14 protein-coding genes are annotated in these 14,744 nt (G+C 63.4%); 11 read left to right on the top strand and 3 right to left on the bottom strand.

Annotated features, from left to right (window positions below; genetic code table 11):
• Positions 1-6 precede the first annotated feature (6 nt).
• Genes ACSYDV_RS01700 through dmpG form a run of 6 tightly spaced genes read left to right on the top strand, consistent with a single transcriptional unit; the run spans position 7 to position 4,503 of the window.
• Positions 7-786 (top strand): 2-keto-4-pentenoate hydratase, encoded by a 780-nt coding sequence (locus ACSYDV_RS01700; protein ID WP_438322006.1) that lies wholly within the window; start codon positions 7-9, stop codon positions 784-786.
• A complete protein-coding gene (locus ACSYDV_RS01695) occupies positions 783-1,211 on the top strand; it encodes a RidA family protein (protein WP_438322005.1) in 429 nt (142 codons plus the stop codon). Before ACSYDV_RS01700 ends, ACSYDV_RS01695 begins: the two co-directional genes overlap by 4 nt.
• 15 nt (positions 1,212-1,226) lie before the next feature.
• The gene (locus tag ACSYDV_RS01690) at positions 1,227-1,766 is read left to right on the top strand and encodes a 3-hydroxyanthranilate 3,4-dioxygenase (protein WP_438322004.1); all 540 of its coding nucleotides are present in this window, start codon (positions 1,227-1,229) and stop codon (positions 1,764-1,766) included.
• A gap of 4 nt (positions 1,767-1,770) precedes the next feature.
• A complete protein-coding gene (locus ACSYDV_RS01685; protein WP_438322003.1) occupies positions 1,771-2,550 on the top strand; it encodes a 2-keto-4-pentenoate hydratase in 780 nt (259 codons plus the stop codon).
• Positions 2,551-2,554: 4 nt separating this feature from the next.
• A complete protein-coding gene (locus ACSYDV_RS01680) occupies positions 2,555-3,484 on the top strand; it encodes an acetaldehyde dehydrogenase (acetylating) (RefSeq protein WP_438322002.1) in 930 nt (309 codons plus the stop codon).
• Positions 3,481-4,503 carry a 4-hydroxy-2-oxovalerate aldolase gene (gene dmpG / locus ACSYDV_RS01675; protein WP_438322001.1) on the top strand — a complete coding sequence of 341 codons (1,023 nt, stop codon included), beginning with the start codon at positions 3,481-3,483 and terminating at the stop codon, positions 4,501-4,503. The genes ACSYDV_RS01680 and dmpG overlap by 4 nt, the downstream gene beginning before the upstream one ends.
• 69 nt (positions 4,504-4,572) lie before the next feature.
• Here dmpG and fahA read toward each other — a convergent pair whose 3' ends face one another.
• From fahA to phhA, 3 genes are all read right to left on the bottom strand, one after another.
• The gene (gene fahA, locus ACSYDV_RS01670) at positions 4,573-5,874 is read right to left on the bottom strand and encodes a fumarylacetoacetase (RefSeq protein ID WP_438322000.1); all 1,302 of its coding nucleotides are present in this window, start codon (positions 5,872-5,874) and stop codon (positions 4,573-4,575) included.
• 101 nt (positions 5,875-5,975) lie between these two features.
• Complete coding sequence (locus tag ACSYDV_RS01665; RefSeq protein WP_438321999.1) at positions 5,976-7,181, bottom strand: amino acid aminotransferase; 1,206 nt, start codon at positions 7,179-7,181, stop codon at positions 5,976-5,978.
• A complete protein-coding gene (phhA, locus tag ACSYDV_RS01660; protein WP_438321998.1) occupies positions 7,178-8,044 on the bottom strand; it encodes a phenylalanine 4-monooxygenase in 867 nt (288 codons plus the stop codon). The genes ACSYDV_RS01665 and phhA overlap by 4 nt, the downstream gene beginning before the upstream one ends.
• A gap of 82 nt (positions 8,045-8,126) precedes the next feature.
• On the opposite strand from phhA, the gene ACSYDV_RS01655 reads away from it, so the two are divergent.
• The 5 genes from ACSYDV_RS01655 to ACSYDV_RS01635 all read left to right on the top strand — a co-directional run bounded on the left by ACSYDV_RS01655 (position 8,127) and on the right by ACSYDV_RS01635 (position 14,744).
• Positions 8,127-8,609 carry an Lrp/AsnC family transcriptional regulator gene (locus ACSYDV_RS01655; protein ID WP_438321997.1) on the top strand — a complete coding sequence of 161 codons (483 nt, stop codon included), beginning with the start codon at positions 8,127-8,129 and terminating at the stop codon, positions 8,607-8,609.
• A 222-nt stretch (positions 8,610-8,831) separates the two neighbouring features.
• On the top strand, positions 8,832-11,135 hold the full coding sequence (locus tag ACSYDV_RS01650; protein WP_438321996.1) for a TonB-dependent receptor: 2,304 nt from the start codon (positions 8,832-8,834) through the stop codon (positions 11,133-11,135).
• A 16-nt stretch (positions 11,136-11,151) separates the two neighbouring features.
• Positions 11,152-12,402: an MFS transporter gene (locus tag ACSYDV_RS01645; RefSeq protein ID WP_438321995.1), complete on the top strand. Its 1,251-nt coding sequence runs from the start codon at positions 11,152-11,154 to the stop codon at positions 12,400-12,402.
• A gap of 106 nt (positions 12,403-12,508) precedes the next feature.
• Positions 12,509-13,702, top strand: a complete 1,194-nt coding sequence (locus ACSYDV_RS01640; RefSeq protein WP_438321994.1) for an amidohydrolase family protein — start codon at positions 12,509-12,511, stop codon at positions 13,700-13,702.
• Between the two features lie 136 nt (positions 13,703-13,838).
• Entirely contained in the window at positions 13,839-14,744 is a 906-nt protein-coding gene (locus ACSYDV_RS01635; protein ID WP_438321993.1) for a LysR family transcriptional regulator, read from the top strand.

Below are 14,744 nucleotides of genomic sequence, written 5' to 3'. Positions count from 1 at the left end.
GGCGACATGGCCGACATTAGTGCAATCGCCGCAAGGCTCGACGACGCCGCGCGCGCTGCGCGGGCGATCCCGCAAATCACGGGAGAGCAGGGCGAGTTGTCGCTTGCCGATGCCTATGCCATCCAGCGCGCCGCGATCGATCACCGGCTGGCGCGCGGTGCGACGCTGGTCGGGGTCAAGATGGGCTTTACCAGCGAAGCGAAGATGGCGCAGATGGGGCTGAAGGATCAGATATGGGGGCGGCTGACGTCCGACATGGTCGTGCCGAACGGCGGCGCCCTCGACCGCGCGCGCTTTATCCATCCGCGTGTCGAGCCCGAGGTCGCGGTGCGGCTGAAGGCCCCGTTGACGGGCGAGGTGACGCGCGAGGAAGCGCTGGCGGCGGTCGATGCCGTCGCCGCAGCGCTCGAGATCATCGACAGCCGTTACGAGAATTTCCGCTTCGCGCTGGGCGATGTGATCGCCGACAACGCCTCTTCGTCGGCCTTTGTCGTCGGGCCGTGGCTGGCCGCCGATACCGATGTCGGCGATGTCGCGATGACGATGCGCGTCGATAATGCAGTCGCCGAAACCGGGTCGAGCGCCGCGATCCTCGGCGATCCGATCCGCTCGCTCGTCGCGGCGGCGCGGCTGGCGGGGACGGCGGGGCTGGTGCTTCAGCCGGGCTGGACGGTGATGCTGGGCGGCGCGACTGCGGCGGCGGCGATCGGGGCCGCGCGGGCGGTGTCGCTCGACGCGGGGCATTTGGGCCGCGTCGGCTTTACGATCGAAGGCGGTGCGGCATGAGCGGGGAGGGGCGCGTGATCCCCGGGAAAGCGCGCCCGCGCGGCCGCTTCCCGCACTATCGTCGTGCCGGCGATTTCGTCTTTGTATCGGGCACGAGTTCGCGGCGGGCCGACAATAGTTTCGCGGGCGCGTCCGCCGACGAATTCGGCACGGTCAGCCTCGATATCGGCGAACAGACGCGCGCGGTGATCGACAATATTGCTGCGATCCTCGCCGATGCGGGCGGGTCGCTCGCCGATGTCGTCGATGTGACGAGCTTTCTCGTCAACATGAATGATTTTGGCGGATATAACGCTGTTTACGCCGAATATTTTGACGAAGCGGGGCCGGCGCGCACGACCGTCGCGGTTCACCAGCTTCCCCACCCGCACCTGCTGATCGAGATCAAGGCGACCGCCTTCATCCCGCGCGCCGACAATATTTGAGAGAGGATAGCGCCGATGCTGACCTATGGATTGCCCTTTAATTTTCGCGAATGGATCGCGGAGCATCGCGACGTGCTGAAGCCCCCGGTGGGCAATGCGCAAATCTGGGAGGATGCCGATTTCATCGTCACCGTCGTTGGCGGCCCCAATCAGCGCAGCGATTATCATGTCGATCCGCTGGAGGAGTTTTTCTACCAGCTCGAAGGCGACATGAATTTGCGGCTGTGGACCGATGAGGGTCCGAAGGACATGCCGATCCGTGAGGGCGATATCTTCCTGCTGCCGCCGAACGTCCCGCACTCGCCGCAGCGGCCTGTTGCGGGCAGCGTCGGGCTGGTGATCGAGCGCAAGCGGCCCGACGGGCTGGTCGATGCCTTCCAATGGTATTGCGACGGATGCGGCGCCATCGTCCACCGCGTCGAGGTGCAGCTGAAGAGCATTGTGCGCGATCTGCCGCCGCTGTTTGCGGCTTTTTATGCCAGCGAGGAACTGCGCACCTGCGGTGGTTGCGGCGCGGTTCACCCGGGAAAATCCGCCCCGCTGGCGGCGGACTGATATGATGACGATCAGCCATGAAGCCGTCGCCCGCCGGTTGCGGGATGCCTATTCGGGCGGCGCGGTTGCGCCGCTGCGCGATGCGCTGGATCCGACCGATGTCGACGGTGCCTATGCGGTTCAGACGATCAACACGCGCTATTGGGAAGCGCAGGGGCGGCGGATTGTCGGGCGCAAGGCGGGTTTGACGGCGAAGGCGGTGCAGGCTCAGCTGGGCGTCGATCAGCCTGATTTCGGGGTGCTGTTCGACGATATGCGGGTGGCCGATGGCGGCCATCTCGACCCCGCACGGACGATCCAGCCGAAGGCGGAGGCCGAGATCGCCTTCATTCTCGGCGCCGATCTTCCCGATCCGGCGACGACGGTGGAGCAGGTCACGGCGGCAGTTGCTGGCGTCCATGCCGCGATCGAGATCGTCGACAGCCGCATCGCCGACTGGAAGATCAGCTTCGCCGACACCGTCGCCGACAATGGCTCGTCGGCCTTCTTCGTGCTGGCCGATACGGGGCTGCCCTTGGAGGGGCTCGATCTCGAAGGCGCGGCGATGGAGATGCTCTTCAATGGCGCGGTCGTCTCGACCGGGGTCGGCGCGGCGGCGCTCGGCAATCCGCTCAACGCGGCGGCGTGGCTGGCGCAGACGCTGGCGGCGCGCGGCGAGCCTTTGAAGGCGGGCGATATCCTGCTCGCGGGCGCGCTGGGGCCGATGGTCGTGCTGGCGCCGGGCGATCATGTCGAGGCGCGCATCGCGGGCATCGGCACCTGCAGCTTTACGTACAAGGCGTAGAATGATGGCGAAGACCAGAGTGGCGATCATCGGATCGGGCAATATCGGCACTGACCTGATGATCAAGGTGATGCGATTGTCGGAGGTGCTGGAGATGGGGGCCTTCGTCGGTATCGATCCTGAGAGCGACGGGCTCAAGCGCGCCGAGCGGCTGGGCGTGCCGGTCACCGCCGAGGGGCTCGACGGCCTTGTCGCGATGCCGGGCTTTGCCGATATCGGCATCGTCTTCGACGCAACCTCGGCGGGCGCGCACAAGCGCCACAGCGAGGTGCTGATCGGTCATGGGAAGCGCGTCGTCGACCTGACCCCGGCGGCGATCGGGCCCTATGTCATCCCGCCGGTGAACGGCGACGCCCATCTGGACGCGCCGAACGTCAATATGGTGACCTGCGGCGGGCAGGCGACGATCCCGATCGTTGCGGCGGTGAACCGCGTTGCCAAGGTGCATTATGGCGAGATCGTCGCCTCGATCGCGTCGAAGAGCGCGGGCCCGGGCACGCGCGCCAATATCGACGAGTTCACCGAGACGACCAGTCAGGCGATCGTGAAGGTCGGCGGCGCGACGCGCGGCAAGGCGATCATCGTCCTCAACCCCGCCGAACCGCCGCTGATCATGCGCGATACCGTCTATTGCCTGTGCGACGATGGCGACCGCGACGCGATCCGCCAGTCGGTCGAGGCGATGGTGGCCGAGGTCCAGAGCTATGTTCCGGGCTATCGGCTCAAACAGGCGGTGCAGTTCGAAAGCATCGGCAGCAATGCGCCGCTCACCATTCCCGAAATGGGCGGCCGCTTCACGGGCCTGAAGGTCAGCGTCTTCCTCGAGGTCGAGGGGGCGGCGCATTATCTGCCCGCCTATGCGGGCAATCTCGACATCATGACTTCGGCGGCGCTGAAGACCGCCGAGAAGATTGCGGAAAGGATGGCGGCATGAACTTCGATCCCGCGACCACCAAACTCTATATCCAGGATGTCACGCTGCGCGACGGGATGCACGCGATCCGCCATCAATATGGCCTGGGTCATGTGAAGGCGATCGCCAAGGCGCTCGACCGCGCCAAGGTCGATGCGATCGAGGTCGCGCATGGCGACGGGCTTCAGGGATCGAGCTTCAACTATGGCTTCGGCGCCCACACCGACTGGGAGTGGATCGGCGCGGTGGCCGAGGTGCTTGAGCATAGCGTCCTCACCACGCTGCTGCTTCCCGGCATCGGGACAGTGCATGACCTGAAGCGCGCTTATGATCTGGGCGTGCGGTCGGTGCGCATCGCGACGCATTGTACCGAGGCGGATGTATCGAAGCAGCATATCGAGGCGGCGCGCAGCCTTGGTATGGACGTATCGGGCTTTTTGATGATGAGCCATATGTCGGCGCCGGATGCGTTGGCGGAGCAGGCCAAGCTGATGGAAGAATATGGCGCGCACTGCGTCTATGTCACCGACAGCGGCGGTGCGATGACGATGGATCAATATGCCGCCCGCCTCGCGGCTTATGACCGGGTGCTGAAACCCGAGACCCAGCGCGGAGTCCATGCCCACCACAACCTCAGCCTCGGCGTCGCGAACAGCATCGTCGCGGTCCAGAATGGCGCGGTGCGTGTCGATGCCAGCCTTGCAGGCATGGGGGCCGGGGCGGGCAATGCGCCGCTGGAAGTGTTCATCGCTGCGGCGGACGTACACGGCTGGAACCATGGCTGCGACCTGTTCGCGCTGATGGACGCTGCCGAGGAACTGGTCCGCCCGCTGCAGGACCGCCCGGTGCGCGTCGACCGCGAGACGCTGACGCTGGGCTACGCCGGCGTCTACTCCAGCTTTCTGCGGCACGCCGAGAAAGCCGCCGCCGAACATGGCCTCGACACCCGCGCCATCCTCGTCGAACTCGGTCGCCGCAAAATGGTCGGCGGGCAGGAAGACATGATCACCGACGTCGCTCTCGATATGATCAAACAATAGGGTGTCGGCGCAACCGTCGGCCCGCCGTTGCTTACCGGGGATCGGACGTGGGGCGATGGGATGGATTTGTCACGATCTGGCGGGGCGCACGATCGCGCGGCATTCGCCGAGGCCGATCGGAACAAAGTCGTCTGCCACGGCGGCCGCGCGCATGATGACTTCGTCGCCGTCCTCCAGAAAGCCGCGCCGTTCGCCATTGGGCAAAATGATCGGATCGGTCCCGCCCGTGGTGAGTTCGAGCAAGCTGCCGAAGCCGCCGCGATCGGGGGCCGAAATGGTGCCGGTACCGAGCAGGTCGCCGGAGTTGAGGTCGCACCCGTTCGATGCGTGATGCGCGACGATCTGGGCGATCGTCCAATACATGCTGGTCGCCGGGCCGCTGCTCAGGCGATGGGGCGTTTCATCGGCCTCGCGCATTTTCGCTGTCAGCAGGAAAACCTCCAGCGTGATCCCCAAGGCGCCATGCGCCTGATCGTTGGCGTCCCACAGATAGGGCAAGGGCGCGGGGTCTCCCGTCGGCCGGGGCGGCTGGGCGATACGGAACGGGGCGAGGGCTTCGGTCGTGATGACCCAGGGCGAAACCGTCGAATGAAAATTCTTGGCGAGGAACGGGCCCAGCGGCTGATATTCCCAAGCCTGAAAGTCGCGCGCTGACCAATCGTTGAACAGCGAAATGCCCGCGATGTGCCGCCCCGCGTCGCCAATCGCAATCGGCGTGCCGAGCGCATTTCCTTCGCCGATCCAGACGCCAAGCTCGAGTTCATAGTCGAGTTTTTGGGTGGGGCCGAAAACGGGTGCATCGGCGTCCGGCGATTTTCGCTGGCCGGACGGGCGGATAACGGCTTCGCCCGAGGGGCGAACGGACGAGGCGCGGCCATGATAGCCTATCGGCACATATTTATAGTTGGGAAGCAGGGGGGTGTCGGGTCGAAACTGGCGGCCGACATTCTGCGCATGATGGATGCCGACATAAAAGTCGGTGTAATCGCCGATCGCCGCGGGAAGATGCATGGTGCAGGCTGCGGCCTCGTGGAGCAGGGAGCCAAGCTCTTGCCCGGCAAGCGGATCCGATAGCATCTGGCCCAGACGCGACCGCAGTGCGCGACGGTCGGCGGGGGCGAGCGCCATGATCGCGTTGAGCGTCGCGGCGCGGCAGGCGTCGGCGGATGGTTGCCGCAGGAGGCCTGCATCGGAACAGGCGCGCAGGTCGAGAATGGAATCGCCGATCGCAACCCCGGGCCGGGGGTCGCCGCCCGCAGACGAGAAAATGCCATAAGGCAGATTCTGGATGGGAAAGTCCCTGTGCCCGTTGGCGGTTGCAACCCAACTGGTCCGGGCGGGATCGTGGGTCTCGTCGGTGTGCCACCACATGCGGCTATCCTCTGGAATGTCGCCACATATGGGAGGCCGGGACGTTCCCGGCGACCCTGCATGTGGCGGCCGCGCGGAGGGGCTCCGCGCGGTCATGGTTTTCAATCGAGATGGGGCCGCAGGGCGCGTGCGAAGAGGGGAACCGTCTCGGCACGAAGCCCGGCGATGTTGATGCGGCCGTTGCCCGCCATATAGATGGCATGATCGTCGCGCAGTGCAACGACCGCCGCCGGGGCAAGGGGAAGCATGGCAAACATGCCGCGCTGATGCGCAATAGCGGACAGGCGCGGATGCGCTTTTGCAACCAGTTGCCGAAGATCGTTCAATCGTGTCCGCATGGCGGTCAGTTCGGCTTCCCAGTCCGCCCGCAACGCGCTTTGTTCGAGGATCGTGCGAACCACCGCCGCGCCATGATCGGGCGGCATCGACCAGAGGCTGCGCGCCAGCGAAAGCATGTTCATGCGAATGCGTTCGGTGATCGCGCTATTCGCGGACTGTACCCAGAGGGCGCCGACGCGCTCGCGATAGAGGCCGAAATTCTTGTCACAGCTATAGGCGATGATCGCGGTCGGAAGCCGCGAGAAGATCATCCGCGTCGCAGCGGCGTCGTCCGACAAGCCGTCGCCCAGCCCCTGATAGGCAAGATCTATGAACGGAATGAGGCCTCGCGTTTCGCAAAGATCGGCGATCGCGGCCCATTGCTCGGGACTGAGCGAGGCGCCGGTGGGATTATGGCAACAACCGTGCAGCAACAGCACATCGCCGGCGCGCGCCTGATCGAGGTCGTCCAGCATTGCGGCAAAATCAATGCCGGCCGATCCCTGATCGTAAAAGCGGTGGTTGCGTGTCTTCAATCCTGCCTCGGCAAAGATCGGGGCATGGTTTGGCCATGTCGGGGCGCCCAGCCAAAGCTGCGCATCGGGATTTGCGCGGGCGAGAAGCTCGGCCCCGAGGCGCAGGGCGCCCGTCCCTCCCGGGGTTTGTACGCCGGTCATGCGTGCACCTGCATCCTGGTCGCCGAACACGATCCGGGCCAGCAGGTCGGTGTAAAGCGCATCGCCTTCGGCGCCGAGATAGGATTTGCTCGTCTGCGTCTCGATGAGCTGTGCTTCGGCGGCCTTCACGGCGCGCATGACGGGGGTCTGTCCGTGATCGTTGCGGAATACGCCAACGCCGAGGTCGATCTTGTCCGGGCGCTTGTCGGCACGGTAGAGCGCGATCAGGCCGAGCAAGGCATCGGCCGGCTGGGCCGCGAGCGAGGCGAGCGGCAGGGGCGCTTCGGCGCCGGGCTCCCGCACTTTGTTCATACTGCGCCCGCCTTTGCGCGCGCATAATCCTGCGTGCCGCGATGATAGAGACGATCGGACGGCAGAATCGTGTCGACGTCCAGATCCTCGCTGCCGTTAAGTTCGGCGTAGAGCGGAGCGAAATCCGTCTCCACGGTCTGACGCAGGAGATCCTCGAAACTGTCGATGACGAAATAGCTCTGCTGATAATCGTCGATACGGTACCGCGTCCGCATCAGGCGCCGGAGATCGAAGCCGATGCGGTTGGGCGAAGCATCGTCGAGCGCAAAGACCGATTCGCCATAGGAAGAGACGATCCCTGCGCCATAGAGTTTCAGCCCATCGTTCTGACGGATGAGGCCGAATTCGACCGTATACCAGTAAAGGCGGGCAAGCCGGTCGATCGCACCCATGCCGTCGGCGCGCAGGCCCCCCTCGCCATACGCCTGCATATAGTCGGCGAAGGCGGGGTGGGCGAGCAACGGGACATGGCCGAAGACGTCATGAAAAATGTCGGGCTCTTGCAGATAGTCGATCTGTTCGGGCGTGCGGATGAAGCGACCGGCGACGAAACGGCGATTGGCGAGATGCTCGAAGAAGACGCGGTCGGGCACAAGGCCGGGAACCGCCACGACCTGCCACCCCGTTGCCTTCATCAGCCGTTCGGAAAGCTCGTCGAAATCGGGGATGCCGGGCTTTGTCATCCGCAGCATGTCGAGGCCGGCCATGAATTCGGGAACAACGCGGCCCGGTAACATGGCGGCCTGGCGCGCGAAGAGATGGTCCCACATATGATGCTCGGCCGCGCTGTAGCTCGCCCAGTCCTGCGGAATCGTCCAGTCTTCGGCGGCGTTGGCCGGGCGGGCTGTTATATCCTTCGTCATTGATATAGAATCGCACAACATCGCCGGTATTGCGTTTCATATTCGGCATGATTTGGCAAAATTTCGAAACAGGATCGGCTGAATGAAGGAGAATTCGAAGGATATGTTTCAAATGGAGCCGCTCGACCGCCGAATCGTCGAGGTGCTTCAGGCCGATGCGTCGCTGAGCAATCAGGATATCGCCGAGCGGGTGGGATCGTCGGCGGCGTCTTGCTGGCGGCGGATAAGGGCGCTCGAGGCCGCGGGCATCTTGAAGGGGGCGGTGCGGCTGGTCGATCCCGAGCGGATCGGACGCGGGGTCACGGTGATCTGCAACATTCGCGTTCGCAGCCATGCGCGCGATGTCCGAACGGCATTCGAGACCTTTGTGCAGACGCGGGCCGAGATCATCGAATGTTTTTCGATGTCGGGCGACTGGGACTATTTGCTGCGTATCGTGGTCGCCGATGTCAGCGATTATGAGCGTTTCCTGATGCGCACGCTCCTCGAACATCCGTCGGTGGGCGGCGCTTCGTCTCATTTCGCACTTTCGACGACGAAATATACGACGGCGCTTCCCGTTTGAGGACTGCCCGGTCCGACCGGGCGGGTCCAGTCGTCGGTCGCGGACGTCCGGAAATTGTCACGCGGTCAGAACGCTATTCGCCACCAGAGTGAACAGTGTGGTCACCAGCGCGCGCTTTACCGATGTGGCGCGTTGGTTATCCTCAAGCGCAGTTACCGGGCCACATATGGAGAAGCCCGGAGATTGGCGGCCGAAACCGGCCGCTGTGGGAAGGGAGGAATTATGGCATTTCGGAAAGCCGCGTTCGCGGCGGTCATGGTCACGACTGCGTTAAACTCGTCGTTGGCATTCGCGCAGGAGGCGGATGACAAGGGTGCGGGACTGAGCGAAGGCGAGATCGTCGTTACCGCGCAGCGCCGTGAAGAACGGCTGGTCGATGTGCCGATTTCGGTTTCGGCGGTGAGCAGTGCGGCGATCGACCGCGCGCAGGTCCGGAGCGTATCCGATATCTCGACGATCGTTCCCAACATCCAGATCAACGAAACGATCGGCAACAGCTTCGGCCCGCTCATCACCATTCGCGGTCTGTCGCCGTCGGCCGATACCAGCCTTGCCCGCGATCAGCCGGTGGGCCTTTACATCGACGGCGTGCCGATCGGGAAATCGACCGGGGCGGCCTTCGACACCGTCGATCTGGAGCGCGTCGAAGTCTTGCGCGGACCGCAGGGCACTTTGTACGGCAAGAATACGATTGGCGGCGCGGTCAACCTGATCACGCGCAAGCCGAGCGGCGAATTCGGCGGTCAATATCTGGCGGGCGCCGGAAGCTGGGGGCAGTTCAACCAGCGCATCTCGGTCGACCTGCCCGAAGTGGCGGGTTTCAGCGCCAAGGTGGGGCTGATCACCAAGCTCGACGGCGGCTATTATCGCAACAGCCTGCGCAAGGATAATTTCGGCGAGGAAGAGCTGTGGGCGGCGCGCGCTGACCTGCTGTGGCGTCCGTCGAGCAGCTTCAGTGCGCTCTACAGCTATGATATTTCGGACAGCAAGGGCACGCCGAACCAGCTTGCCGCCACGGCGGTCACGGGTTCGGGGGCGACCGCGTTCGTCAACGCGCTGATGGCGCCCTATGTCGTCACCGGGCGGACGCGCGAGATCGGGGCGCAAAGCGCGCTGCGCAGCGACTATCGCACGACCGGACATGCGCTGACGCTCGAATGGCAGCCGGGTATCGGCGACCTCACGCTCAAGTCGATCACCGCGCGGCGGACCGCGATGACCCGGTCGGCGAGCGATTTCGACGGCAGCCCGCTCGACCTGCTGCGCATCGTTCTCGACAATAATTATAAGCAGTTCACGCAGGAATTTCAGGCGATCGGGACTGTCGGCGACTTCAAATATACGCTCGGCGCCTTCTATCTCGACGATGATTATGACGTGTACAACCCGCGCTGGAACTTCCAGTTCGGCGGCAATGCGTTCGACATCAGCGAGCGCGGCGGTCATTCGAAATCCTATGCGGGCTATGGCCAGCTTGCTTGGACGCCGCAGGCGCTCGACGAGAGGCTGACGGCTTCGGTCGGGCTTCGCTACACGCGCGAGTCCAAAAATGCCTATGAGCTGTTGCTGTCCAATTCGGCCTATCGTACCAATCCGGCGGCACCGGGTTCGGGCGTGTTCCTGCGCGATGCGAACGGCAATCCGATCACCCGCAGCGGACAGCCGGCGGCCGGCGCGCGGCCGGGGGCGGGCGGGATCGGTTACACCGACCTCACCCCGCTCGAGAATTCCGGCGTGTGGAAACGGTTTAATCCCGAATTCAACATTCTCTATAAATTCCAGCCCGATTTCTCGGTCTATGGACGCGTCGCGACGGGCTTCAAGAGCGGTGGTATCAACGATACCGCCGCGACGAACGCGGCCTTCATGACCTCCTATAATCCGGAAAAGCTGACGTCGTTCGAACTGGGTATGAAATATGGGGGGTTCGGAAATCTGCTGAACCTGAATGCCTCCGTTTACCATTCTATCTACAAGGATTTTCAGGCTGGTGTGCTCGTCCCCGCGCTGGTGACCACCAATATCATCAACGCAGGCAAGGCGAAGTTCACGGGCGTCGAGGTCGAGGGGACGCTGCGGCCCGTCGAAGGACTGAGCTTCAATTTCGGCGGCGGCTATGTCGATGCGCGCTACACCGATTTCATCCTGCCCGACGGCACCGACGTCACCAAAACCTATGTGCTCTCGCGCGTGCCCAAGTGGAATTACCAGATCGGTGCGCTTTATCGCCACGATGCGGGTGTCGGACGACTGGAGGCGAGCCTGAACTATAGCTGGCGCAGCAGCCAGTTCTCGTCGATCACGCCCGATACGCTATCCAAAATGCCATCCTATGGCTTGCTCGACGGGCGAATCGCACTCACCCAGATCGAACTGGGCGGGGGCACGACGCTTGAGGTCGCGGCGTGGGGCAAAAATCTGACCGACAAGGAATATCTGGTCAGCGCGATCAACCTTGGCGTCCTCACGCTCGGCCAATATGGCGATCCGCGTAGTTTCGGCGGCGAAGTTCGCGTCCGCTTCTGATCGCGGCGTAGCCTATATGTCTGTGGTATTGGACCCGCCGCGCACCGGGTCGCGGTGGGTCCTGCCCTTTCTGGGGGCAGTGACCTTCCTCACCGCGATTGGCAATATCGGGCTGGTGTCGGTGATGCCGACGATCGGCCGGCTGTTGCACATTCCCGATTTTCTGGTTGCGGGCATTTTTTCGCTTTCGGCGCTGACTTGGGCGATCAGCGCGCCCTTCTGGGTTTCGCGGATCGAACGCAAGGGGCCGAACCGCTATATTCGCGCGGGGTTGGTCGGTTTCGTCGTTTCGATGGGCGGCTGCGCGCTGTCGGTAGAGCTCGGCCTGCTGGGGCTGCTCACGCCTTTCGCAGCCTTCCTGCTCTTTTCGATCTTGCGGTCGACCTATGGCCTTCTCGGTTCGGCAGCGGCGACCGCGACGCAGGCGCTGATCGCGGCGCAGACGGCCGGCGCCGCCCGGACGCGGTCGATCACGACGCTGGCCGGCGCGCTCAGCCTTGGCACCATCGTCGGACCCGCCATCGCGCCCGCGATGATCGTCGAGCCGCTGGGGCCGCTCGGGCCAATGCTGGGCTTTGCGATATTCGGCGCTATCGCCTTGGGGGGAGCCTATATCTTCCTTCCTCGCGCGGCACGTGCAGTGGCGCCGGTCGCCGGCGGCGCGCCGCAAATATCGCTCGCGCAGGTCTGGCGTCGGCAGGGGATCGGCCATTATCTGAGCTTCGGGCTGCTGCTCTGCTCGGCGCAGGCGATCAATCTTTATACCATCGGTTTCGTGATCATCGACCGCATGGCCGACGACCCGATGGCGGCGCAGCGGATGATCGGCATCGCGATGACCGCGGCTGCGGTCGCCGCGCTGCTTGGCCAATGGGGTTTCGTCCGGCTGTTTTCGCCTTCGCCGCTGTCGATGATGCGGATCGGCACCGGATTTGCCTTTGCCGGCAACCTTATGGCCATAGCTGATGGGGGGGTAAACGTAGCCGCCCTCGGCTTTATTCTCGCGAGCTTCGGCTATGGCCTCGCGCGTCCCGGGTTCAGCGCAGCGGCGTCGCTTGCGGGGTCGAGCGGGGATCAGGTCGCGATCGCCTCTGCGATCACTTTTATCGCCGGGGCATCCATCACCTTACCGCCGGTCCTCGCCTCCGCCGCCTATCAATGGTGGCGCCCGGCACCGTTCGCGATCGCCGCAATGATCGGATTTGCGCTGTTGCTCAGCCATCTCCTGCCGGTGCTGGCCCGGCATATTGTCCACAACGAGCGATAGATCGTTCGCCCCGACCCGCTTTATCCGGCGGATGAAGAGCATAATGTCTGACCATGGCGTGCACGGCCATCAGCCCGCGCACTATATTAGAAACTGGAGAGAGAGTGTGGATCGTTATCTTGTCATTTCGTCGGACGGTCATGTCGGTCTGCCCCCCGAAAAATATCGCGGCTATCTGGAATCGAAGTATCATCAGCAGTTCGACGAGACGGTCGAGCTGGAGATCAAGGCGCGCGAGGAGCATGAAAAGCGCTTTCTGATCGACGACTTCAACAACAAGTGGCGTTCGCGCGTCGGCGACGGGCTGGAGGGCGCGTGGGACGGCACGATCCGCAATCGCGTGCTTGACGGCGACGGCGTCGCTGCCGAAGTCCTGTTTCCCGACGGGATCACCGAACGCAATGCGCCGCCCTTTGGCGCCGACATTGGCCTCCGTCCGTCGGCCGCGCGGGCCGAACTGCAATGGGCGGGCGCGCGCGCGCACAATCGCTGGCTGGCCGAATTCTGTCAGGACGATCCGCACCGCCGTATCGGGTTGGCGGTCATTCCGGCGCTCTATGACATCGACGAAACCGCGAAAGAAATTGAGTGGGCAAAGCGTCACGGCCTGAAGGGCGTCTTCTTCCCCGCGCTGACCGACGGGTTCGACCTGTATAACCACACCAAATATCACCGCATCTGGGCGATGCTCGAAGAAATGAACATGCCGCTTCATTTCCACTCGGGCGCGGCGCCCGCCTATGACACCACGCAGCCCGGCTGGATCGGCACCTTCCTGTGCGAGTTCGCCTTCTGGATGACGCGGCCGCTGTGGGCGATGACCTTTGGCGGCGTTTTCGAAGAATATCCGAAGTTGAAGGTCTGCTTCACCGAGGCGGGCGGCGAATTCTGGTTCCCGTGGGTGATGCAGCTGATGGATATCCGCGCTTCGGCCAAGCATACGAGCGGAAAGCTTGGCGATTATTATGCCAATATGAGCATGAAACCGAGCGAGTATTTCCAGCGCAACATCTGGGTCGGCTGTTCGGCGTTGCCCGATGAGGAAACGACGCAGGCCTATTATGACATCGGCGTCGATCGCATCCTGTGGGGCACCGACTATCCGCATCCCGAGGGAACCTGGCCGCACACTTTCGAGAAAATGTCGGCGAGCCTTGGAGGTTTGCCCGATGACGATATCCAGGCGATGCTCGGCATCAACGCGCTCGACGTTTATGATGTCGATGCCGATGCGCTTTGGAAAATTGCCGGCGAAATCGGCCCGCGCCGCGAATTGTTCGTCAAGCAAGCGGCCGAATAGGAACACGACCGGCGCCCGCCGATCCGGATGGGCGCATACTGGAAGCCTCCTCCTTTTCAAGGAGGAGGCTTCTGCCGCTATAGGCGTTTGCATTCGGGCAATGGGCTGATAGCATCCGGTCCTTTAAGGTGGGTTGATGTCGAGTTGGCGCGGGATTGAGGAATTTCTGGCGGTTGTTGATCAGGGCAGTTTTACGGCTGCGGGCGATCGGCTCGGCCTTTCGAAATCCTATATCAGCAAGACGGTTCATGAGCTGGAAGAGCGGCTGGGCGTCCAGTTGCTCGTCCGCACCACCCGCCGCCTTTCGCTGACGGGCGCGGGCGAAAGCTTTCACCGCGAATGCGCACAACTGCAGCAACGGTTGAGCGAAGTCGAAAAACAGGTCGGCCTCTATAGCACACAACCGGTGGGCCGGCTGCGCATCGGGCTCAGCGACATTTTCGGTTCGGATTATATGTCGGGACTGCTTGCCGAGTTCAGCGCCGAGCATCCCGGGATCATGATCGAGCCGATCGCCTATCTGAACGAAAATGAGATTGTTCAGGAAAGCTTCGACATCGTCATCCGTTATGGCGCGTTGCCCAATTCCAATCTGCGTGCCCGCACCTTTGGCTATCTGGCCTATTGCCTGTGTGCGACGCCTGCCTATGTCGCAGAGCATGGCTGGCCGAAAGCGCCCGAAGACTTGCTGGAACATGATTGCCTGACCGACCGCAGCGGGTCGATCAATTTCAACGGCGATATCTGTGTCCGGGTCCAGCCGAAATGGGCCAGCAACAGCGGCATCGCTTTGCGCAGCGCGGCGCGAAAGGGGCTGGGCATCGCCAGTCTGCCCGTCATGGTCGTCCGCCAGGATCTGGCCGAAGGAAGGATGATCGCGCTGGAGGAGGAATGGTCCTTCTATGATCGCGAATGCTGGGTCGTCTATTCGCCGGGCATCATGTCGGTCGCGACGCGCGCCTTCATCGATTATCTGGTGCGCAAGACGGGGCGCACGAAAATCCGTCCCTCGATGGCGGCATCGCTGGTCGCGCGCTATTAG

Source organism: Sphingopyxis selenitireducens, from assembly GCF_051550705.1.
Classification (GTDB): domain Bacteria; phylum Pseudomonadota; class Alphaproteobacteria; order Sphingomonadales; family Sphingomonadaceae; genus Sphingopyxis.
This window is presented reverse-complemented; position numbering and strand designations above follow the sequence as displayed.

Excerpts from the sequence above, each read along its gene's own strand:
- ACSYDV_RS01665 (WP_438321999.1), bottom strand. The coding sequence starts at position 7,181 with ATGAACAAAGTGCGGGAGCCCGGCGCCGAAGCGCCCCTGCCGCTCGCC.
- phhA (WP_438321998.1), bottom strand. The coding sequence starts at position 8,044 with ATGACGAAGGATATAACAGCCCGCCCGGCCAACGCCGCCGAAGACTGG.
- dmpG (WP_438322001.1), top strand. The coding sequence starts at position 3,481 with ATGAACTTCGATCCCGCGACCACCAAACTCTATATCCAGGATGTCACG.
- ACSYDV_RS01655 (WP_438321997.1), top strand. The coding sequence starts at position 8,127 with ATGAAGGAGAATTCGAAGGATATGTTTCAAATGGAGCCGCTCGACCGC.
- ACSYDV_RS01685 (WP_438322003.1), top strand. The coding sequence starts at position 1,771 with ATGACGATCAGCCATGAAGCCGTCGCCCGCCGGTTGCGGGATGCCTAT.
- ACSYDV_RS01695 (WP_438322005.1), top strand. The coding sequence starts at position 783 with ATGAGCGGGGAGGGGCGCGTGATCCCCGGGAAAGCGCGCCCGCGCGGC.
- ACSYDV_RS01635 (WP_438321993.1), top strand. The coding sequence starts at position 13,839 with ATGTCGAGTTGGCGCGGGATTGAGGAATTTCTGGCGGTTGTTGATCAG.
- fahA (WP_438322000.1), bottom strand. The coding sequence starts at position 5,874 with ATGTGGTGGCACACCGACGAGACCCACGATCCCGCCCGGACCAGTTGG.
- ACSYDV_RS01680 (WP_438322002.1), top strand. The coding sequence starts at position 2,555 with ATGGCGAAGACCAGAGTGGCGATCATCGGATCGGGCAATATCGGCACT.
- ACSYDV_RS01690 (WP_438322004.1), top strand. The coding sequence starts at position 1,227 with ATGCTGACCTATGGATTGCCCTTTAATTTTCGCGAATGGATCGCGGAG.
- ACSYDV_RS01645 (WP_438321995.1), top strand. The coding sequence starts at position 11,152 with ATGTCTGTGGTATTGGACCCGCCGCGCACCGGGTCGCGGTGGGTCCTG.
- ACSYDV_RS01700 (WP_438322006.1), top strand. The coding sequence starts at position 7 with ATGGCCGACATTAGTGCAATCGCCGCAAGGCTCGACGACGCCGCGCGC.
- ACSYDV_RS01650 (WP_438321996.1), top strand. The coding sequence starts at position 8,832 with ATGGCATTTCGGAAAGCCGCGTTCGCGGCGGTCATGGTCACGACTGCG.